Raw genomic sequence first — 18,993 nt, 5'->3', positions numbered from 1 at the left:
CGCCAATGAAGACCCTGCTGTTCCCGTTCGTTGCCGCACTGGCGCTGGCCGCCTGCTCGCCGTCGAAGATCGAGTTCCAGATCGACAACCCGACCGACACGCCGCTGGCGCTGAGCATCGACGGCCAGGACCTGCCGGTGGCCGCGCACGGCTCGCGCCCGGTCTCGCTGGCCATTGGCGAGCATCGCCTGCATACCGACACGCTCGGCGACGTGCGCTTCATCGTCTACGTCGACGGTCGTGGCGGCCTGATCAACCCGACCCTGAGCGAATACGTGATCGCACGCGAGGTCTACGTCACCGACGAGAGCAAGCTGAAGAACTTCGGCACCGGCAAGGCCGGCATCGAGCTGGGCGGCGTCGACTTCGAGGGCCCCTTCGAGAAGCACCACGACCTGTTCATCGACAAGACCTGGACCTACGGCGTGCGCGAACCGTTCCCGAAGGAAAAGGTGGTCGCCCACGTCGATTCCAGTGGTGGCCAGATCATCGCCAAGGTGTTCACGGCACCGGATTTCATCGCCTACGTCGAGGAAGGCATGGGCGAGCCGGGCGCGTTCAAGCGCGAACAGCCGGCCGGCTACGTGGCCCCGGCATACAGCCTTGAACCGGCACCGGCCAGCCTGCCGGCGCTGGCACCGGCCTTCGAGGCGCATGCCGCGCCGCTTCGCGCGGTCTACGCGCGATGGCTGAAGGCCACCACCGCCGATGAACAGAAGGCCCTGCGCAAGCAGGACTTCGCTGCGCAGATGGCCTTCACCTCGGCCACTGCCACCCTGGGCAGCGGCCTGGGCCGGGAGGCCAACGAGGCCTACAACGACTTCGTTTCCCAGCGCAGCCAGTTGATGGGCCGCAGCGCCCTGGTGGTGCCCTGAGCTGACTGGCGCCGCCTGCCCGGCTGCGCTACCGTCGCCTTCCAGACGAAGGCGTACGGGTGGTTTGCACGCATTCGGCTAGAATTGCCCCCTTCTTTACACGACGGCTTCCGATGAATCCGAACTACCTCGACTTCGAGCAACCCATCGCCGACCTGGAAGCCAAGATCCAGGAACTGCGCAACGCCAGTGCCGGGCCGGCGGTCAATGTCGAGGCGGAAGTGCACGCGCTGCAGGACAAGCTGCGCATGCGCACCGCGCAGATCTTCCGCAACCTGACCTCGTGGCAGGTGCTGCAGCTGGCCCGGCACCCGTCGCGTCCGTACACCGCCGACTACATCCGCGTCATGTTCGATGAGTTCCAGGAGCTGGCCGGTGACCGCGCCTTCGCCGACGACAAGGCGATCATGGGCGGCCTGGCCCGCATCAATGGCCGCGCGGTAATGGTGATCGGCCACCAGAAGGGTCGCGACACCAAGGAAAAGATCAAGCGCAACTTCGGCATGCCCAAGCCGGAGGGCTACCGCAAGGCGCTGCGCCTGATGAAGATGGCCGAGCGCTTCGGCCTGCCGGTGCTGACCCTGATCGACACCGCCGGTGCCTGGCCGGGTATCGACGCCGAATCGCGCGGCCAGTCCGAAGCGATCGCGCGCAACCTGATCGAGATGGCCGAGCTGAAGGTGCCGATCATCTGCACCGTGATCGGTGAAGGCGGCTCCGGCGGCGCGCTGGCGCTGGGCGTGGGCGACCGCACCGTGATGCTGGAATACGCGGTGTACTCGACCATCACCCCGGAAGGCTGCGCCTCGATCCTGTGGAAGGACGCCAGCAAGGCCAAGGAAGCCGCCGAGCAGCTGGGCCTGACCGCGCCGCGCCTGAAGAGCCTGGGCCTGGTCGACAAGGTCGTGCGCGAGCCCACCGGCGGCGCCCACCGCAACCCGACCCAGATGGCCAAGCGCCTGAAGGCCGTGCTGCTGAACGAACTGGACGCGCTGGACAAGCTGTCCACCGAACAGCTGCTGGAGCAGCGCTACACCCGCCTGCGCAGCTACGGCACGTACGAAGCGGCCTGATTCATCGGCTTGTTACTTTCTTGCTCGTGCAAGAAAGTAACCAAAGAACACGCCGCCGAACGCGAACCGGTGCTATGTACCGGTTCCCTGCGCTTCTCGGTGAATCAGGGGACGGCGCCGAACTCGCTGCGCTCAGACATCGGCACCTCTTCGCCCCTGGTTCACCTGCGATGCTCGGCTCGCTCATGGCGGACCTGAACATCAAAAGCCACAGCTGCGCCCAGTAGATCCACGCCATGCGTGGATGCCTCTGCTTTGGCGAAGAATCACGCGAACCCGTAGAGCCAAGCATGGCTCTACGGATAACGGACGGTCAGAACGGCTTTGCCAGCACCAGCCACACGATCGGAATGAACGCCAGCAACGGAATCTCGTTGATCCAGCGCAGCGCGCGCGACGACGGCAGCGCCCTGCCCTTGGCCACGCCCTTCAACAGACGGCCGATCCAGCTGAAATACACCAGCAGCACCACCACCAGGCCCAGCTTGGCGTGCAGCCAGCCAGCGCCGCCCGGCGCGACCATGGTCGGGAAATCCGGGATGACCTTGTAGCCCAGCCACAGCACCAGGCCCAGCACAAAGGCCAGGCCGAACATCGAGTGGCCGAAACGGTACAGGCGCAGGCCCATCAGCTGCAGGCGCTCGGTCACCGCCGGCTGGCCTGCGGTCTCGGCCAGGTTGACCAGGATGCGCGGCAGGTAGAACACCGTGGCCATCCACGCCACCACGAACACGATGTGGAAGGTCTTGACCCAGTAGTAGCTCTGCATGCGCTCGCTCCGGCGGCTGGCGTAGATGGGCGCCTATTGTCGCAGTAGAGCCACCTCATGGGTGGCTGCCGCGTCCAATCGCCGCATCAGGACAGCCATGCATGGCGTGGCTCTACTGCGGGTCCGCCACACCCGGGGGCGCAACGCCGTACGATAGGCACCGTTTTCCCTGATCGCGCACCGCCCCATGGACAAGACCTACGACGCCGCCTACTTCCAACGCTGGTACCGCCGCGCCGACATCGGCGGCAGCGCCCGCCTGGCGCGCAAGGTCGCGTTGGCCGTGGCCAGTGCCGAGTACTACCTGGAACGACCGATCCGCAGTGTGCTGGACATCGGCTGCGGCGAAGGCGCCTGGCGCGCACCGCTGCTGAAGCAGCGTCCGAAGGTCGAATACCTGGGCTTCGACAGCAGCGAGTACGCTGTGCGCCGCTATGGCCGCACCCGCAACCTGCACCTGGCCAGCTTCGGCGATTTCGCCTGGCTGCGGCCCTGCGCGCCGGTCGACCTGCTGGTGTGTTCGGACGTGATGCACTACGTGCCCGACCGCGAGCTGCGCGCCGGCCTGGCCGGCGTGGCCGAGCTGACCGGCGGTGTGGCCTTCCTGGAGACCTTCGCCGCCGAGGACGCGTTCGAAGGCGACCACGACGGCTTCCAGGCCCGCCCAGCACGCTGGTATCGGCGGACGCTGGCCCGGCACGGCCTGCAGCCGGTAGGGTCGCACTGCTGGCTCGGCCCCGCCCTGGCAGGCGATGCCGCCGCGCTGGAACGGATGTGAATCCGGATTCATTATTTTCAGCCAACTTAACCTGCGGGACACCCGGATGGGATATGCTGCGCGGCAACATATGACCATACATATTCGGTCGTCATGCTCTATCAACTGCACGAACTGACCCGCAACCTGCTCGCCCCCTGGGTGCACCAGGCCCAGGCCAACGCCAAATTCTTCGCCAACCCGGGCCACTGGTGGTCGCAGATGCCCGGCGCCGATCGTCTGGCGGCGGTCAATGAGCTGTTCCACCGCATCGGCAAGGATTACGAGAAGCCCGAGTGGGGCATCAACGAAATCGAGGTCGACGGCGAGCGCGTGCCGATCGTCGTGCACGAGGAAGTGAGCAAGCCGTTCTGCAAGCTGCTGCGCTTCAAGCGCCACAGCAATGAAGCCGACCAGCTGCACACCATGCTCAACCAGCCGTTCGTGCTGGTGGTGGCACCGCTGTCCGGGCACCACGCCACGCTGCTGCGCGATACGGTGCGCACGCTGCTGCGCGACCACCGTGTGTACGTCACCGACTGGGTGGACGCGCGCATGGTGCCGGCCAACGAAGGCGAGTTCGGCCTGGACGACTACATCGCCTACATCCAGGAGTTCATCCGCCATCTGGGCGTCGAACGCCTGCACGTGGTCAGCGTGTGCCAGCCGACGGTACCGGTGCTGGCCGCGGTTTCACTGATGGCCAGCCGTGGCGAGCCGACACCGCGCACCCTGGTGATGATGGGCGGCCCGATCGATGCCCGCTGCAGCCCGACCGCGGTGAACAACCTGGCCACGCAGAACCCGCTGTCGTGGTTCGAGAACAACGTCATCCACACCGTGCCGGCCAGCTATCCCGGCGCCGGCCGCCGCGTGTATCCGGGCTTCCTGCAGCACGCCGGCTTCCTGTCGATGAACCCCAGCCGCCACTTCAGTTCGCACTGGGATTTCTACACCGACCTGGTCAAGGGCGACCTGGAAGACGCCGACGCGCACCGTCGCTTCTACGACGAGTACAACGCGGTGCTGGACATGCCGGCCAAGTACTACCTGGATACCATCCGCGTGGTGTTCCAGGACTTCCTGCTGCCGCGTGGCGAGTGGGTGGTCAACGGCGAGAAGGTCGACCCGTCGGCGATCCGCGATACCGCGCTGCTGAGCATCGAGGGCGAACTGGACGATATCGCCGGCCTTGGCCAGACCGAAGCAGCGCAGGCGCTGTGCACCGGCATTGCTACTGACCGCCGCGAGCATTTCATCGTCGAAGGCGCCGGCCACTACGGTATCTTCAGCGGCCGTCGCTGGCGCGAGGTGGTGTATCCGAAGGTGCGCGACTTCTTCGCTGCCCATGCCGAGGCACCGGCGGCGAGGGCCACGAAGAAGAAGAGCAACGTCACTCCGTTGCGGCGAAAGGCGGGCTGATTCCCGGCAGGGGTCGGATCCCTTTCCAACGGGAAGGGCACTGACCCAGCATGATGGGATCCGGGGTCAGAGCCCTGTTCTGCGAACAGGAATCCGACCCCTGGCCTGTTACAACCGCACCAGCAGGTTCTTGGCAATCAGCCCGTGCAGCTTGCCGATGCCCCGTGCCAGGTGCATCGTCAACAGCAGCAGCAGCACGCCCACAGCTGCGATCACGATGCCCACCAGCGGCGAGGCGGCCATCGGCAGCACGTTCACGCCATCGACGTAGACACCCGGAATGTCACCGCTGAACAGCGCGGCCACCGGCGCCCAGATCAACCCCAGCGACAGCGACAGCAGCGTCACCGCGATGGTGAAGTAGACCACGCCCAGCGGCAGCATCAGCACGAAGTACAGCAGGGTCAGCCAGGTACGGCCATCGGTGAACATGTCGCCGATGCGCTGCAGCCACGTGCGGCTGCGGTCGGTGTAGCGCGGACGGCGCGGCATGCGCTCGCCCAGCAATGCTTCCACCAGCCGCCCTTCCAGCAGCGCCAGCCCGCGCACCGAGCCGAAGAACAGCACGGTCAGCGGAATGCCGACGATCAGGATCAACAGGCCGAGCGAGAGCGACAGGCCGGTCACCACCCAGGTGAAGAAGAAAATGCCGGTGGCCAGCGACAGCAGCATGTAGAACAGCGCGCCATAGGTATGCGGATCGGCCACCACGCCGAAGAAGCGCGCCAGCAGCGAGCGTTGCACCGGCGCCGGCGGCGGTGAGGCCGGCTCGACGCCACTGGCTTCCGCCGCCGCACGCAGCACCGGCGCGGTATCCGCACGCGGCGTGCGCAGCGCGCGGTTCACTGTCACTTCGGTCTCGCGGTAGATGTCGGCCACTTCGTCCGGCGCGCCATAGCTGCCGGCAACGTCGGCGATCACCTCGGCCTCGCTGCGGCCGGGCTGCGCGGCCAGCTCCGAGCGCAGGTATTCCTCGGCGTCGTACAACGCGTCCTGCACCATCGCCGGATCGGCACCTTCCAGCGCAGCGCGCAGCTGCGCCAGGTACTGCGGAATGGTGGTCGGCAGGGCGCGGCCTGCCAGGCTCGGGTCGTTCATTGCGGTACCCCCTCCAACACGGAATCGACGGAATCGCGGGTGGCCTGCCACGCCTGGCGCCACTGCGCCAGCACCTCGCGGCCACGTTCATTGATGCGGTAGTAGCGCCGCGGCGGCCCGCTGCTGGACGGCTCCACATGGCTTTCCAGCAGGCCGGCGCCCTCCAGGTTGCGCAGCACCGGGTACAGCGCGCTCTGCTTGCCGCTCAGCACGCCCTCGCCCACCCGCTCCAGCTCCTTGGCAATGAGGTAGCCGTACAGCGGCTCCCCGGCCCGGGCCAGCACCGCCAGCAGGGCCAGCGACACCGTTCCGGCGCTGAGCTCCTTCTGGAACTTCTTCAGGTGGACATCGTCCTCGGACATGGCCGGCCCTCCACTACGTTGAAGTCCACAGTAGTGCGAAGTTCGGTATAGCGAATGTGTCGTTAGTCACTCTGCCGGTTGGCGTGACCGGATTGCTCGCGCAGAATCGAAGCCTCGTTCATGTTCCGGGGTTCCCATGCCGCACCGCCGTCGCCTTGCCCTGACCGCCCTCGCCCTCGCCTGCCTGCTGCCCGCCATGGCCAGCGCGGCCTCGCCTTACCGCAGCCCGCAGCAGATCTTGGACGCCTCGCCGGCCAGCGACTGGCGCACGCCGGACCCGGCCAACCTGCTGTACATGGACCTGCCGGCCGGGCGCGTGATCATCGAGCTGGCGCCGCAGTTCGCCCCGCGCCATGTCGCCAACATCCAGACCTTCGCCCACGAGCACTTCTGGGACGGCACCAGCATCTACCGCTCTCAGGACAACTTCGTGGTGCAGTTCGGCGATGCCGACGCCGATGACGCGGCCAAGGCCAAGCCGTTCGGCAGCGCCGCGCGCAAGCTGCCGGCTGAATTCGAGCGCGCCAGCGCTGGCCTGAAGGTCAGCGTGCTGCCGGATCGCGATGGCTGGGCCGCGCAGACCGGTTTCGTCGACGGCTTCCCGGTCGGCCAGGACCCGCAGGCCGGCAAGGCCTGGCTGGCACATTGCTACGGCATGCTGGGCGCCGGCCGCAGCAACGAAGAGGACAGCAGCATCGGTGCCGAACTCTACGTGGTGACCGGCCAGTCACCGCGTCAGCTCGACCGCAACATCACCCTGGTCGGCCGCGTGCTGAAGGGCATGGAACTGCTCAGCGCGACCCCGCGCGGACCGGCGCCGATGGGCTTCTACACCGACCCGAATCTGCGCACGCCGATCGTGGCGATCCGCCGTGCCAGGGACGTGCCGGCGGCCGAGCGCACACCGATCCAGGTACTGCGTACCGACTCGAAGACCTTCGCCGATACGGTGGAGGCGCGGCGCAACCGCGTGGATGATTTCTACAAGCGCCCGGCGGGGCATATCGACCTTTGCAATATTCCGGTGCCGGTGCGGTGATGGTTTCCGCACGTTACGCGTGCTGAAGGTACTTCACTGTTCATGGGCGTCACTTTTCTTTTCGCGCGAAAAGAAAAGTAACCAAAAGAAACGCGCCGCCAGGTCGCGAGCCGCCGTGCTTCGCACGTCGGTCCCCTGCGCTTCTCGGTGAATCAGGGGACGGTGTACAGAAGGCAGCCGACTAACAGTCGGCTCTACAGGACATCGGCGCCTCTTCGCCCCTGATTCCCCTGCGATGCTCGGCTCGCTCAAGGCGGACGCAGTTCAAAGGCCACAGCTGCACCCAGTAGATCCACGCCATGCGTGGATGCTCTTGCTGTTGATCTTGACCTTCCAGTCCGCCTTGAGCGAGCCGAGCACCGCAGGTCCGGCGAGGGCGAAGAGGCGCGGGTGTTTGAGCGCAGCGAGTTCCCGCGCCGTCCCTCGACGGGCCGAGGAGCGCAGGGTACCGGTGCGCAGCACCGGCTCGCGACCTGGCGGCGTGTTTCTTTGGTTACTTTCTTTGCACGAGCAAAGAAAGTGACACCTCCCCGCAGGCGCGGAAATGGGCCCGCCGGGCATGGCGCGGTGCTACCGCTGCGCGCGCGCGCTCAGCCCTTCTGACTCACCGCCACGCTACCCAGAATCAACGCACCGGCAATCAGCATCTGCAGCGTCACCGGCTCATCCAGGAACAACCACGCAAACGCCGCACCGAACAACGGAATCAGGTAGGTCACCGTCGACGCCCGCGACGGGCCGATACGACCGATCAGGCGATAGAACATCAGGAACGCCAGGCCGGTACAGGCCACGCCCAATGCGATCGCCGCGCCCCAGGCCTTCAACGGAATCGCCGCCTGCGGCCAGTGGCTGACCGCCATCGGCAGCATCCACAGCGAGGCGCACGACAGCGTTGCCGCCGCGGCGGCGGCCGACGGCAACCCGGTCATGTGCCGCTTCACCAGGTTCACGCCCAGGCCGTACAGCAGCGATGCCGCCGCACCGGCCAGCACTGCGGTGCCGATGCTCAGGCCGGAGACCTTGGCCGTGGCCAGCACCACCACGCCGGCGAAGCCGACCAGCAGCGCCCCGGCACGACGCATGCCGATCTTCTCGCCGAAGAACAGGAACGCGATCAGCGCGGCGAACAGCACCGTCATCGCATTGCAGATCGCACCGATCGCGGCCGGCGCCTGCTCGGCGGCGTAGGCAAACAGCACGAACGGCAGCGCTGAGTTGATCAGGCCGATCGGTGCCAACCACAGCCAGCGGCGCGGCGGGAACTGCGCGCGAGCGCGCCACAGGAACGGCAGCAGCACCAGCGCGCCCAGCACCAGCCGTACCTCGACCAGCGCGAATGGGCCGAACGACGGCACCGCCACCCGCATGAACAGGAACGAGCAGCCCCAGATGGCGCCCAGCAGGGTCAATTCCAGCGGCGTGCGCCAGTCGCGCTCGGCCGCCTGTGGGATCGCATTCATGTCCTGCCTCCGTCCATCGTCTGTTCCTCGCCAAGGCAGACAGGATCAGGCGCAGACGCCCGCCGCACAAGCGCGTAGTATCGCTGTCAGCCACAAATATGGTTTGAGGCTCGACATGCTGCTCCGTCCTTCCCTGCTCCCCGCACTGGCCGTGTTCGCGGTCGCCGCACGCCACCAGAATTTCGCCCAGGCCGCGCAGGAGCTGCACCTGACCGCCAGCGCGGTCAGTCACCACGTGCGCCGCCTGGAAGAAGTACTTGAAGTTCGCCTGTTCCTGCGCCACGCCCGCGGCGTGCGCCTGACCGCCGAGGGCCGGCAGCTGGCCGACGCCGCCAGCGCCGCCTTCACCGATGTCGCGGCGGTGGCCCATCACCTGCAACCGGATGCCGACAGCGTGCCGCTGCGGATCACCACGCTGCGCTCGCTCTCGTACTGCTGGCTGCTGCCGCGACTGCCACGCTTCACCCAGGCCTATCCACACATCCGCATCGAGCTGCACACCGGCAGCGGGCTGGATCGCTACGACGACAACGGACCGGAAGTCGGCATCCGCTACGGGCTGGGCCAATGGCCGGGCCTGCGTGCGCAGCACCTGATGGATGACTACCTGTTCCCGGTGGCCTCACCGGCACTGGCCGGGGTCGAAACGCTGGTCGATCCGGCGCGCATCGCCGAGCTGCCGCTGCTGACCGACCTGTCGCCGCAGGGCTGGCGCGACTGGTTCCGCCACGCCGGCGCGCGCCCGCCGTCGCCGATGCCGCCGATGCACACCTTCGCCGACAGCACCGACGCGATGCGTGCAGCGGTGTATGGCATGGGCGCGGTGCTGGCGCGCACCCACATCGCCCAGCCCTACCTGCAGCGCTACGAGGTGGTACGCCTGCCCGGCCCGGCATTGAAGGCGCGCTATGCCTATCACGTGGTGCACGCAGAAGGGCAACCGCCGAGCCCGGCCGCGCGCCTGTTCATCGACTGGTTGCTGGAACAGGCGCAGGACGAGCGCACGCCGATTCCGGCATTGCCGGACAGCCTGCTCGGGCGGCCGGCAACGCACGCCTGACTGCGCCCTCACCCGTTCTTTGCCTCACGCTGGCTAGGCTGCTGGCGAACCCACAACGTACCTATGCCATGGCCATGCTGCGACTGCGCATCACCGGAACCGAAGACGACGCCCGCGCCATCAGCGACCTGCTGCTCGGCCTGGACGGCATCGAACATGTCGAAGAAACCGACGACCTGATGCCGCACATGGACGACGACGATTCCAGTTCGGCCGGGCTGTCCGATGACATCGGTCCGGGCATCCACGAGCTGGAAGTGGAAGTCGGCAATGAAAGCACCGCGCAGAAGGTGCGCGATGCGGTGCAGGAACTGGCGCTGGAACTCGATGTGTTCGTCGAGTACGAGACCGACGAGGGCTGATGCCGGCTGACGGCCGGCATCGGCCTTCATCTCAGGGGTTGGGCGGTAGCTTGCGACGGCGGCGACGCCACCATGCCCGCACACCCCAGGCCGCGATCAAGGCCAGCACCGCCACCGGCAGCAGCGCGGCAGCAGCGCGGATCAGGAACGCAATGCTGGTGCTGAGGATGCTGCCCGACTCGCTCAGCGCCTCGCCGATCTCGCTGCGGCTGCGCTGGCCAGAGGTGGTGTCGAAGTGGATCGCCACCAGCTGAGTATCGATGCGCCGACGCTGCTGCGCGGCGTCCTTGTTGGCCTGCTCGACACCCGCCTCGATCTCCGACAGGCGCGTGGTGATCGCCATCAGGTCGTCGACCTTCAGGTCCTTGCGGTCCTGGTAGGACAGCAGGCGGGCGTGCTCCTTTTCAAGCCGCGCCTTGGTCAATGCCGTGTCGGCCACCGCCTGCGCGAGATCCTCGGCGCGCGTATTGCGGGACTGCAGCTTGCCGCCTTCACCAGCCATCGCGATCAGCGGCTCGGTGCCCTTCGGGGCGATGCGCACCTTCACTTCACCGCTGGGCTGCTCGCCGCCGTGCTGCTCGACCTGCAACACTGCACAGTCACCGAACTTCGCGCTCTGGCAGGCCTGGGCGATCTGCTGGATGCGCGGTGCGATCTGCGCCGCCTCCAGCTGCACCTGCACGTCGTGTTCGTAGGCCAGGAAGGCGCCTTCCGGCGAAGCGATGGCCGCCTCCGCGGCCGTGGCGCCCGCATCCCCCACCATGTCGCCCTGCTTGGCGCAGGCGCCCAGCGCCAGCAGCAGTACCGGCAGCGCCGCCCTGCGCGTCCACGCTCGCACCGGCCTCACAGTGCCGCTCCGTCGTAGGAGGTCACCGAAAGGCCAGCCAGATCCACCTGCGGCACGCAGCGCACGTTCACCGCCACCATCGGTGTGCCGGTGCGAGGGTCGACCGCTTCGCTGTAGGGAGCGATACCACACTGGCGGCAGTGGTGGTGGTCGATGTGGGCCTTGTTGAAGTGGTAGGTGGCCACGTCAGCCGGATCGGTGGCCAGCTGGAACGCCGCACGCGGGGCGAACCACAGCAGGCTGCCGCGACGCCGGCACATCGAACAGTTGCAGTCGATGACGTCGCTGATCGGCGCCTCGGCCTGTACGGTGAATGCGATCCTGCCGCAATGACAGCTTCCTTGGTATTCCATGTCCTGCGCTCCTTTGGAGGGTCCTTGAATCCGCCCATGGTAATCCTATGGCACGGGGACAAAGCAGCGACGGGGCCCTATGCTCAGGGTTTGACCCCGTACAGGAATGCCGATGCGCCCGCATCTTCTTGCCCTCGCCCTGGTCGCCGCGCTGGCCGGTTGCCAGCCGGCCGACGCCCCGACCAATGCTTCCACCCCGGCCGCCAGCCAGCAGGCCGGTGACGCGGCGGTCGACGCCGCCTTCGCCGATCTGTCCAAGCGCGCGCTGGACACCTGGATGCAGCTGTCGCCAGTCAGCGCCACCCAGATCGGTGACCACCGCTACGACAGCGAGCTGGACGACCTGAGTGCCGCCGGCCAGCAGAAGACCGTGGCCGCCTACAAGGCGCTGCTGGGCGAGCTGGACAAGATCGAGGTGGCCAAGCTGGGCCGTGAGAACCAGGTGGACGCAGCGATCCTGCGCAACCAGCTGCAGTCGGAAATCTGGAACGCCGAAGTGCTGCAGTCCGGCAAGTGGGACCCGCAGCTGTACAACGGCATCGCCGGCAGCGCGATCTACGGCCTGATGGCGCGCGAGTTCGCACCGCTGCCGGAGCGCCTGAAGGCGGCCACCGCGCGCATGGAGAAGCTGCCGGCGATCTTCGCCCAGGCCCGCGAGAACCTGGACCCGGCCCGCGTACCGAAGATCCACGCCGAGACCGTTGCCAAGCAGAACAAGGGCATCCTCAGCATCGTCGATACCTTCATCACCCCGCACATCGGCGAACTGCCGCAGGCCGACCAGCAGCGTCTGCAAGCGGCCATCGACGGCCTGAAGAAGGCCGTGGACGAGCAGCAGACCTGGCTGGACAAGACCCTGGTACCGAACGCCAAGGGCGACTTCCGCATCGGTGCGGAGAAATACGACCAGAAGCTGAAATTCGCGCTGAGCTCCTCGCTGTCGCGCCAGGAGATCGGTGAGCGTGCGCGCGCCGAACTCAAGCGCGTGCGCGAGGACATGTACGGCATCGCGCAGACCGTGCTGAAGGACAAGCCGGGTGCACCTGAGATGCCGGCCCAGCCGACCGACGAGCAGCAGCAGAAGGCGATCGAGGCCGCGCTGGAACTGGCCTACGCCGACAAGCCGGCACGCGACAAGGTGGTCGACGATGCCAAGGCCGCGCTGGAGCAGTCCACCGCGTTCGTACGCGAGCACGATCTGATGACGCTGCCCGATGCGCCGGTGGACATCATCCTGATGCCGGAATTCCAGCGTGGCGTGGCAGTGGCCTACTGCGATTCGCCGGGCCCGCTGGACAAGAACCTGAAGACCTTCTACGCCGTGTCGCCGATTCCGGACGACTGGAACGAGAAACAGGTCGACTCGTTCCTGCGTGAGTACAACTCGCGCATGATCCACCTGCTCAGCATCCATGAAGGTACTCCGGGCCATTACCTGGAAGGCTGGCACTCGGCCAAGTTCCCCTCGACCCTGCGTGCGGTGTTGCGTTCAGGCCTGTTCGCCGAAGGCTGGGCGGTCTACACCGAGCGCATGATGCAGGAGCAGGGTTACCTCAACAACGATCCGCTGTTCCACCTGGTGCAGCTGAAGTTCTACCTGCGCACGATCTCCAACGCGATCCTCGACCAGGGCGTGCACGTGGACAACTGGGATCGCGAGAAGGCGATGCACCTGATGACCCACGACGCGTTCCAGCAGGAAAGCGAAGCGGCGGGCAAGTGGGTGCGTGCACAGCTGACCTCGGCACAGCTACCGACCTACTTCGTCGGTGCGCAGGAACACTTCGACACCCGCAAGGCGGTGCAGGAGAAGCTGGGCGACAAGTTCAACCTGAAGGCGTACCACGACCAGGTGCTGTCCTACGGCGCACCCCCGGTGCGTTTCGTACGCCAGCTGATGCTGGACCAGCCGATCGAGTGATCGGGGTGGTGTAAGTTGGAAACGGAACGGCCCGGGCAAACCCGGGCCGTTTCTGCAGGCCGCCCCGAAATGACGGAACGGAGAACTCAGACGACCACTGCTGAGTAGACTCGAGCGGCGAGATCATGCGCGACGCCCATATTGACCAGTGCAAAATCAGACTCGTCTTCCCCACCGGTCTTTTTGACAATCTCCTGCAACTGGTACCTGCGCTCATACGAGGCCAGCACATCGCCAACGTCGCCTTTCGAACGGGCAGCACAAACGATCACCTTGCATCCTGCCTGTGCAAGTTGGTCGATCAGACCATCCACGGTTCCGGAAACATCACCACGGTTGAAAATTCCGATCTTGCATCCGTTGATCTGAACTATTGCACTGAAGTCGAGCTTGTGGCCAATAGCCTCAAACGAAATCAATCGCGTGGCAGAGTGCGCAGCCAGCAGTCGGTACAACATGAGAAGCGTCGAGCTCTTTCCCGAGTTGCTGGCGCCACGAAGCGCGATCAGCTGTTTTTTCATTTTCGAAGTCCATTTTCAGGGTTGAAATAATGCTGCCGGAACCTGGCAGCGAGCACACACATCATGCCACCGAGTTGCACCGGATTCAGCGGCATTGAATGGCGGCAATCCAAGTGTCGGCACCCGCCTGGTTCACGGGACTCTGCGGTCTTCAGACACCATCGACAGCCCTTTTGCCATCTCCGCTGAAGGCCCTCACTTTAGCTCCAAGTAGTTGCCTAAACTGCGCTTCAGTGCACCCAGTCTTCGCACACCCTTGCGGCACCAGCGTCGCCCGTACCGGCGGCTGCATTTCACTCAGTGGCACCGCGTCACGCAACTGCTCCTTGGTGGGATAGACATATACCAACCGGTAGTGCGCCCTCCCGCTGTGCCCACGCCAGCGTTCGAACTGCAGCAGGCCACCGATCGGTGTCTTCTCGTACTGCCCCGGCAGGCTGTAGTCGCTGATTCCCAACGCCGCCAGCACCGAGCCGATGTTGGAATCGTGACCGACCAGCAGGGTCACCTTCGGCGACGCCGGGTCGTCGAACAACGCATTCACTCTTGTCAGCAGCGGAGCGGCCACATCACGCGCCACCTCGGGCGTTCCGAACAGGATGTCCTGGTAGCGGTTGCGGATCTGCGCCAGCGCCTGCCATTGCGCCTCGGTGGTCAACCGGCCCCAGCCTTCGCGGGGGATGCCACTGCCCTGGTAGTGCTCCATCAACAAGGCATCGACCAGCCCGCTGGCCAGCGCCAGTGATCCGGACGCGCGAGGCTCCTTGCCCGGTTCCGTACTGAAGGTGGTATCGGCCAGCGCCAGATGGCAGTCGCTGTGCCCCTTGCATGCCGCCGACTGCGGATAGCGGGTGATCTCCTCCACCACGGACAAAGCCGGTGCCAGGTCCACTGCGGCCAGCTCTCGCTGCATTGACTCCAGCACGCGCGTGCGGAATGCCGCGTCGTCGTTGTGGATCACCGGATCGAACAGCGGATCCATCGTCCCCAGCGCCATGCGCTGTTCGACCGTGACATGGCAGCCCGGAAACGCACCGGCAATGAAGAACTGCGCGGTGGCCTGGGTGCGCTGCAGGCTGTTGGCGTACGCGTGGAAGTCATCCTCCTGCGGGCAACCCGACACCGGCAACAGCTGCGCCTGGCGCAGCCACTGGCCGATGTAGCGCCCCATGTAGACCTCCAGCACACCGCCCTTGGTGGTCAGCTCGCCCGGTGCCACCTCCCAGCGCGGCCAGTCCTCGGGCGTCGCATTGGCCAGCGCACCGGAGGCGACCACTGGCGCGCGCAGGTTGTGGCGGCTGAGCAGGACGACCTGCTCGAGCTGGTCGCCGTCCATCGGTGCCGGCGCAGCCGTGGCAACCGTAGCAACCGTGGCAACCAGGCTGAGTGCCAGCAACAGGGAGCGCAGGGGGCGGATCATGCAGGTCTCCGGAAACACGCTAGGGTCAGAGCCCTTTCCTGCGGAAAGGGATCCGACCCCGAAACGATCATTGATCGGCAGCAACAAATCCACCGGTCTGTCGTGCCCACAACCGTGCGTACAGACCACCGGCCGCGATCAGTTCGGCATGGCTGCCGGTCTCGACGATGCGGCCCTGGTCCATCACCACCAGCCGGTCCATGCGCGCGATGGTCGACAACCGGTGCGCGATTGCGATCACCGTCTTGCCGCCCATCAGCTCATCCAGGCTGTCCTGGATCGCCGCTTCGACTTCCGAGTCCAGTGCCGAGGTCGCTTCGTCCAGCACCAGGATCGGCGCGTCCTTCAGCAGCACGCGGGCAATGGCGATGCGCTGGCGCTGGCCACCGGACAGCTTCACCCCGCGCTCGCCGACATGCGCGTCGTAGCCACGACGCCCCTGCCCGTCCACCAGCGTATCGATGAAGGCTTCGGCACGCGCCTTGGCTACGGCAGCACGCAGCTGCTCCTCGGTCGCATCGGGGCGGCCGTACAGCAGGTTGTCGCGGATCGAGCGATGCAGCAGCGAGGTGTCCTGGGTGACCACGCCGATCTGCTGGCGCAGGCTTTCCTGGGTGACGCAGGCGATGTCCTGGCCGTCGATCAGGATGCGGCCACTCTCCAGGTCGTACAGGCGCAGCAGCACGTTCACCAGGGTCGACTTGCCGGCACCGGAAGGACCGACCAGGCCGATCTTCTCGCCCGGCTTCACCACCAGGTCGAGGCCGGCGATCACGCCGCCCTTCTTGCCGTAATGGAAGTGGATGTCCTGGAACTGCACGCCACCGCGGGTCACCTGCAGCGGCACCGCGTCCCCGCGGTCCTGCACGGTCAGCGGCTGGGCGATGGTGGTGATGCCATCCTGCACCGTGCCGATGTCCTCGAAGATGCCGTTGATGGTCCACATGATCCAGCCGGACATGTTGTGGATGCGGATCACCAGACCGGTCGCCAGCGTGATCGCGCCCACGGTGATATGACCGCCATTCCACAGCCACAGCGCGAGCCCACAGGTGCCGGCAATCAGGAAACCGTTGACGATGGCGATGGTCAGGTCCATGCCGGTGGTTATCCGGGTCTGCGCGCGGTGCTTGACCGCCAGTTCCTGGATCGACTCGGCCACGTAGGCCTGTTCGCGCCCGCCATGGGCGAACAGTTTCAGCGTGGGAATGTTGGTGTAGCCATCGACGATCCGGCCCATCGCCTTGGAGCGCGCTTCGGACGCAATCCAGGCCCGTTCCTTCGCGCGCGGCACGAAGTAGACCATGATCACCGCATAGGCCAGCAGCCACAGGACCAGCGGCACCATCAACCGCCAGTCCGCCTGCGCGAACAGGTACAGCGCCGTGCCGGTATAGACCACGATGTACCAGAGCGAGTCGACCATCTGTACCGCCGACTCGCGCAGCGAGGTACCGGTCTGCATCACCCGGTTGGCGACGCTGCCGGCGAAGTCGTTCTGGAAGAAGCTCAGGCTCTGCCGCACCACGTAGTTGTGCATCAGCCAGCGCGAGCGGTTGCTCAGGCCGGGCACGATCGCCTGGTTGACCAGCAGGTTGTGCAGGCCCACCAGGATCGGCCGCGCGATGACCGTGATGAACAGCATCCAGCCCAGTTCATTGGCATGGCGCTTGAAGAAATCGGCACCGGGCTGCTCGGCGACCATGTCGACGATGCGGCCCAGGTAGTCGAACATGGCCACTTCCACCAGCGCCAGCAGCAGGCCGGCAATCAGGGTCGCCAGCAGCACCGGCCAGACCGGGCGCAGGTAGTGCAGGTAGAACGGCAGCACCTTGCGCGGTGGCATGCGCCCATCCACGGGCGGGAAAACCGGGATCAGGGATTCAAACCAACGGAACATCGCATTCCCTCGCCATCAATAGCCGGCGGAGTATCCCACGCCGGATGTGTACGCCGGCCGACGATGCCGCGGCGCCGGTAGTGCCGGCCGCTGGCCGGCAACCTCGCGACGTTTCCAGGGATCATGAGGTTGCCGGCCAGCGGCCGGCGCTACCCTCATTCTTTGACCGGGGTGAACAGCAGGTCCTGGAAATCGAAACTGAAATCGGTCAGGTCGGAAATCGGCTGCATGCGCACCTCGCGCACCTTGCCATCCGGGTCCAGGCTGAAGTTCACGAACGCATCGGCGTTGAGCGAACGGTCGTCCCAGCGCACGATGAAGGTGTCGTGCTGCCAGTGCTCCAGGCGCCCGCTCAGCTGCGCGGTCTTCGCAAAGCGCAGGCGCAGGCCCTTGCCTTCGGCGCTGATCTGCATGTCGCCATACCAGCGGTCACGGAAGCTGCCGGTGTAGCCGGCCAGCGCCAGCGATGGCCTGCTGCCCTTGTCGCGTGCGCTCTGGTGCTTGGCCCAGGCCTCGTCGGCCTTGTCCTGCCCCTTGGCCACGGCCTTGGCATAGGCATCCACCCAATCGTGCTTTTCTCCGCCCAGGTAAGCGTCAAGCACGCTCAGGGTGATCGCATTGAACGCCGCGCCCACTTCCTGGTTGGTCAGCACCACCACGCCCAGCTTCTCGCCGGGCACCAGGGTCAACCGCGAGACCATGCCCGGCCAGCCACCGGTGTGCCAGACCAGCTTCTGCCCGCGGTAGTCGCTCAGGCTCCAGCCTTCGCCATAGCCGGCGAAGTTGGCCCGCGCCGGTGCCAGCTCCGGCACGCTCGGCGCCGGGATCGACTGCGGGGTGATCATCCGCCACATCTGCTGCTGGCTCTTTTCACTGAACAGCACCGTGCCATCGGCGAGCTTGCCTCCGGCCAGCTGCACCTGCATCCAGCGCGCCATGTCGTGCGCGCTGGAATAGATGCCACCGGCGCCGGCATTGTTCGACCAGGTCAGCGGTGCAACGGTGCGCAGGTCCTTGAAATCGTACTTGGCGTGGCCGACCGCCGCCTTGTCACCTGGCTTCAGGTGGTCGGCGTTGTAGCGCGTGCCGGCCATCCCCACCTTGTCGAAGATGCGCGTCTGCAGGAACTGCTGGTAGCTCATGCCGGACACGCGCTCGATCACCTGTTGGGCGACCGCGTACAGGATGTTGTCGTAGGCATAGCTCTCGCGGAAGCCGCCCTTCAGCGGCACCCTGCCCAGTCGCTCCACCACTTCGGCGTTGCTGTAGGAGGTGGCCGGCCAGAACAGCAGGTCACCGGCGCCCAGGCTCAGCCCGCTGCGATGCGACAGCAGGTCGCGGATCGTCATCTGCCCGGTCACGAACGGATCGGACATGCGGAACGACGGCAGGTGATCGATCACCTTGTCATCCATCTTCAGCTTGCCGTCCTCGGCCAGCAGGTTCAGCGAGGTGGCGGTGAACGCCTTGGTATTGGAAGCGATGGCAAACAGGGTGTCGGCCTGCACCGGTTCCGGCTTGCCCTGCTCGCGCACGCCCCAGCCACGTTCCAGCACCACCTGGCCATCCTTGACTACGGCCACGGCGATGCCGGGCACGTCGAACTGCGTGCGCACGCGCTCGACGGTCGCATCCAGGTCCTGCAGCTGCTGCGGGGTCGCCGCATTGGCCATGGTCGTGCACGCCAGCAGCACGGCTCCTCCGATCCAGGTTTTCATCCAGCACCATCTCCGAACAGGGGTAGCGGCCAT

The 18,993-nt window shown here is 66.1% G+C and carries 18 protein-coding genes; 8 read left to right on the top strand and 10 right to left on the bottom strand.

Annotated features, from left to right (window positions below; translation table 11 throughout):
* Positions 1-5 precede the first annotated feature (5 nt).
* Both ACS0OT_RS06210 and ACS0OT_RS06205 read left to right on the top strand, forming a co-directional pair.
* On the top strand, positions 6-875 hold the full coding sequence (locus ACS0OT_RS06210; protein WP_171955921.1) for a hypothetical protein: 870 nt from the start codon (positions 6-8) through the stop codon (positions 873-875).
* 113 nt (positions 876-988) lie between these two features.
* Positions 989-1,948 carry an acetyl-CoA carboxylase carboxyltransferase subunit alpha gene (locus tag ACS0OT_RS06205; RefSeq protein WP_065177439.1) on the top strand — a complete coding sequence of 320 codons (960 nt, stop codon included), beginning with the start codon at positions 989-991 and terminating at the stop codon, positions 1,946-1,948.
* A gap of 313 nt (positions 1,949-2,261) precedes the next feature.
* Here the strand turns inward: ACS0OT_RS06205 and ACS0OT_RS06200 are convergent, their stop codons facing one another.
* Positions 2,262-2,717, bottom strand: coding sequence for a CopD family protein (locus ACS0OT_RS06200; RefSeq protein ID WP_053497082.1), 456 nt, complete (start codon positions 2,715-2,717; stop codon positions 2,262-2,264).
* 187 nt (positions 2,718-2,904) lie between these two features.
* On the opposite strand from ACS0OT_RS06200, the gene ACS0OT_RS06195 reads away from it, so the two are divergent.
* On the top strand, positions 2,905-3,495 hold the full coding sequence (locus tag ACS0OT_RS06195; RefSeq protein ID WP_065186374.1) for a class I SAM-dependent DNA methyltransferase: 591 nt from the start codon (positions 2,905-2,907) through the stop codon (positions 3,493-3,495).
* Positions 3,496-3,588: 93 nt separating this feature from the next.
* Complete coding sequence (locus tag ACS0OT_RS06190) at positions 3,589-4,896, top strand: polyhydroxyalkanoate depolymerase (protein WP_065177441.1); 1,308 nt, start codon at positions 3,589-3,591, stop codon at positions 4,894-4,896.
* 108 nt (positions 4,897-5,004) lie between these two features.
* Here ACS0OT_RS06190 and ACS0OT_RS06185 read toward each other — a convergent pair whose 3' ends face one another.
* Positions 5,005-5,994, bottom strand: coding sequence for a sensor domain-containing protein (locus ACS0OT_RS06185; protein ID WP_262090882.1), 990 nt, complete (start codon positions 5,992-5,994; stop codon positions 5,005-5,007).
* Positions 5,991-6,356 carry a PadR family transcriptional regulator gene (locus ACS0OT_RS06180; protein ID WP_004150914.1) on the bottom strand — a complete coding sequence of 122 codons (366 nt, stop codon included), beginning with the start codon at positions 6,354-6,356 and terminating at the stop codon, positions 5,991-5,993. Before ACS0OT_RS06180 ends, ACS0OT_RS06185 begins: the two co-directional genes overlap by 4 nt.
* Before the next feature lie 136 nt (positions 6,357-6,492).
* Between ACS0OT_RS06180 and ACS0OT_RS06175 the strand changes: the two genes are divergently transcribed.
* Positions 6,493-7,395, top strand: coding sequence for a peptidylprolyl isomerase (locus ACS0OT_RS06175; protein ID WP_065186375.1), 903 nt, complete (start codon positions 6,493-6,495; stop codon positions 7,393-7,395).
* 590 nt (positions 7,396-7,985) lie between these two features.
* Here the strand turns inward: ACS0OT_RS06175 and ACS0OT_RS06170 are convergent.
* Complete coding sequence (locus tag ACS0OT_RS06170) at positions 7,986-8,858, bottom strand: DMT family transporter (protein ID WP_065177444.1); 873 nt, start codon at positions 8,856-8,858, stop codon at positions 7,986-7,988.
* Between the two features lie 115 nt (positions 8,859-8,973).
* Here ACS0OT_RS06170 and ACS0OT_RS06165 point away from each other — a divergent pair, with 115 nt between their 5' ends.
* Positions 8,974-9,918: a LysR substrate-binding domain-containing protein gene (locus ACS0OT_RS06165; protein ID WP_005415832.1), complete on the top strand. Its 945-nt coding sequence runs from the start codon at positions 8,974-8,976 to the stop codon at positions 9,916-9,918.
* Positions 9,919-9,986: 68 nt separating this feature from the next.
* Positions 9,987-10,280 (top strand): hypothetical protein, encoded by a 294-nt coding sequence (locus ACS0OT_RS06160; RefSeq protein ID WP_005415831.1) that lies wholly within the window; start codon positions 9,987-9,989, stop codon positions 10,278-10,280.
* Between the two features lie 31 nt (positions 10,281-10,311).
* Here the strand turns inward: ACS0OT_RS06160 and ACS0OT_RS06155 are convergent, their stop codons facing one another.
* Both ACS0OT_RS06155 and ACS0OT_RS06150 read right to left on the bottom strand, forming a co-directional pair.
* Positions 10,312-11,127 (bottom strand): DUF4349 domain-containing protein, encoded by an 816-nt coding sequence (locus tag ACS0OT_RS06155; protein ID WP_065186376.1) that lies wholly within the window; start codon positions 11,125-11,127, stop codon positions 10,312-10,314.
* Positions 11,124-11,480, bottom strand: a complete 357-nt coding sequence (locus ACS0OT_RS06150) for a GFA family protein (protein ID WP_053497067.1) — start codon at positions 11,478-11,480, stop codon at positions 11,124-11,126. The genes ACS0OT_RS06155 and ACS0OT_RS06150 overlap by 4 nt, the downstream gene beginning before the upstream one ends.
* A gap of 112 nt (positions 11,481-11,592) precedes the next feature.
* On the opposite strand from ACS0OT_RS06150, the gene ACS0OT_RS06145 reads away from it, so the two are divergent.
* Positions 11,593-13,401, top strand: coding sequence for a DUF885 domain-containing protein (locus tag ACS0OT_RS06145; protein ID WP_065186377.1), 1,809 nt, complete (start codon positions 11,593-11,595; stop codon positions 13,399-13,401).
* An 86-nt stretch (positions 13,402-13,487) separates the two neighbouring features.
* On the opposite strand, the gene ACS0OT_RS06140 is transcribed toward ACS0OT_RS06145, so the two are convergent.
* The 4 genes from ACS0OT_RS06140 to ACS0OT_RS06125 all read right to left on the bottom strand — a co-directional run bounded on the left by ACS0OT_RS06140 (position 13,488) and on the right by ACS0OT_RS06125 (position 18,960).
* Positions 13,488-13,922: a hypothetical protein gene (locus ACS0OT_RS06140; RefSeq protein WP_005415827.1), complete on the bottom strand. Its 435-nt coding sequence runs from the start codon at positions 13,920-13,922 to the stop codon at positions 13,488-13,490.
* Positions 13,923-14,073: 151 nt separating this feature from the next.
* Positions 14,074-15,342, bottom strand: a complete 1,269-nt coding sequence (gene agp, locus ACS0OT_RS06135) for a bifunctional glucose-1-phosphatase/inositol phosphatase (protein ID WP_005415826.1) — start codon at positions 15,340-15,342, stop codon at positions 14,074-14,076.
* A gap of 67 nt (positions 15,343-15,409) precedes the next feature.
* Positions 15,410-17,242, bottom strand: coding sequence for a multidrug efflux ABC transporter SmrA (gene smrA / locus ACS0OT_RS06130; protein ID WP_065186380.1), 1,833 nt, complete (start codon positions 17,240-17,242; stop codon positions 15,410-15,412).
* A gap of 155 nt (positions 17,243-17,397) precedes the next feature.
* Entirely contained in the window at positions 17,398-18,960 is a 1,563-nt protein-coding gene (locus ACS0OT_RS06125; protein ID WP_065177449.1) for a serine hydrolase, read from the bottom strand.
* Positions 18,961-18,993 lie beyond the last annotated feature (33 nt).

Source organism: Stenotrophomonas maltophilia group sp. RY12688 (genome assembly GCF_052149045.1).
GTDB lineage: Bacteria > Pseudomonadota > Gammaproteobacteria > Xanthomonadales > Xanthomonadaceae > Stenotrophomonas > Stenotrophomonas sepilia.
The sequence above is the reverse complement of the archived record's forward strand: the minus strand, read 5'-3'. Positions and strand labels throughout refer to the sequence as shown.

What these genes read in the sequence shown, in the direction of transcription:
- ACS0OT_RS06210 (WP_171955921.1), top strand. Translation starts at nt 6, where the DNA reads ATGAAGACCCTGCTGTTCCCGTTCGTTGCCGCACTGGCGCTGGCCGCC.
- ACS0OT_RS06205 (WP_065177439.1), top strand. Translation starts at nt 989, where the DNA reads ATGAATCCGAACTACCTCGACTTCGAGCAACCCATCGCCGACCTGGAA.
- ACS0OT_RS06200 (WP_053497082.1), bottom strand. Translation starts at nt 2,717, where the DNA reads ATGCAGAGCTACTACTGGGTCAAGACCTTCCACATCGTGTTCGTGGTG.
- ACS0OT_RS06195 (WP_065186374.1), top strand. Translation starts at nt 2,905, where the DNA reads ATGGACAAGACCTACGACGCCGCCTACTTCCAACGCTGGTACCGCCGC.
- ACS0OT_RS06190 (WP_065177441.1), top strand. Translation starts at nt 3,589, where the DNA reads ATGCTCTATCAACTGCACGAACTGACCCGCAACCTGCTCGCCCCCTGG.
- ACS0OT_RS06185 (WP_262090882.1), bottom strand. Translation starts at nt 5,994, where the DNA reads ATGAACGACCCGAGCCTGGCAGGCCGCGCCCTGCCGACCACCATTCCG.
- ACS0OT_RS06180 (WP_004150914.1), bottom strand. Translation starts at nt 6,356, where the DNA reads ATGTCCGAGGACGATGTCCACCTGAAGAAGTTCCAGAAGGAGCTCAGC.
- ACS0OT_RS06175 (WP_065186375.1), top strand. Translation starts at nt 6,493, where the DNA reads ATGCCGCACCGCCGTCGCCTTGCCCTGACCGCCCTCGCCCTCGCCTGC.
- ACS0OT_RS06170 (WP_065177444.1), bottom strand. Translation starts at nt 8,858, where the DNA reads ATGAATGCGATCCCACAGGCGGCCGAGCGCGACTGGCGCACGCCGCTG.
- ACS0OT_RS06165 (WP_005415832.1), top strand. Translation starts at nt 8,974, where the DNA reads ATGCTGCTCCGTCCTTCCCTGCTCCCCGCACTGGCCGTGTTCGCGGTC.
- ACS0OT_RS06160 (WP_005415831.1), top strand. Translation starts at nt 9,987, where the DNA reads ATGGCCATGCTGCGACTGCGCATCACCGGAACCGAAGACGACGCCCGC.
- ACS0OT_RS06150 (WP_053497067.1), bottom strand. Translation starts at nt 11,480, where the DNA reads ATGGAATACCAAGGAAGCTGTCATTGCGGCAGGATCGCATTCACCGTA.
- ACS0OT_RS06145 (WP_065186377.1), top strand. Translation starts at nt 11,593, where the DNA reads ATGCGCCCGCATCTTCTTGCCCTCGCCCTGGTCGCCGCGCTGGCCGGT.
- ACS0OT_RS06140 (WP_005415827.1), bottom strand. Translation starts at nt 13,922, where the DNA reads ATGAAAAAACAGCTGATCGCGCTTCGTGGCGCCAGCAACTCGGGAAAG.
- agp (WP_005415826.1), bottom strand. Translation starts at nt 15,342, where the DNA reads ATGATCCGCCCCCTGCGCTCCCTGTTGCTGGCACTCAGCCTGGTTGCC.
- smrA (WP_065186380.1), bottom strand. Translation starts at nt 17,242, where the DNA reads ATGTTCCGTTGGTTTGAATCCCTGATCCCGGTTTTCCCGCCCGTGGAT.
- ACS0OT_RS06125 (WP_065177449.1), bottom strand. Translation starts at nt 18,960, where the DNA reads ATGAAAACCTGGATCGGAGGAGCCGTGCTGCTGGCGTGCACGACCATG.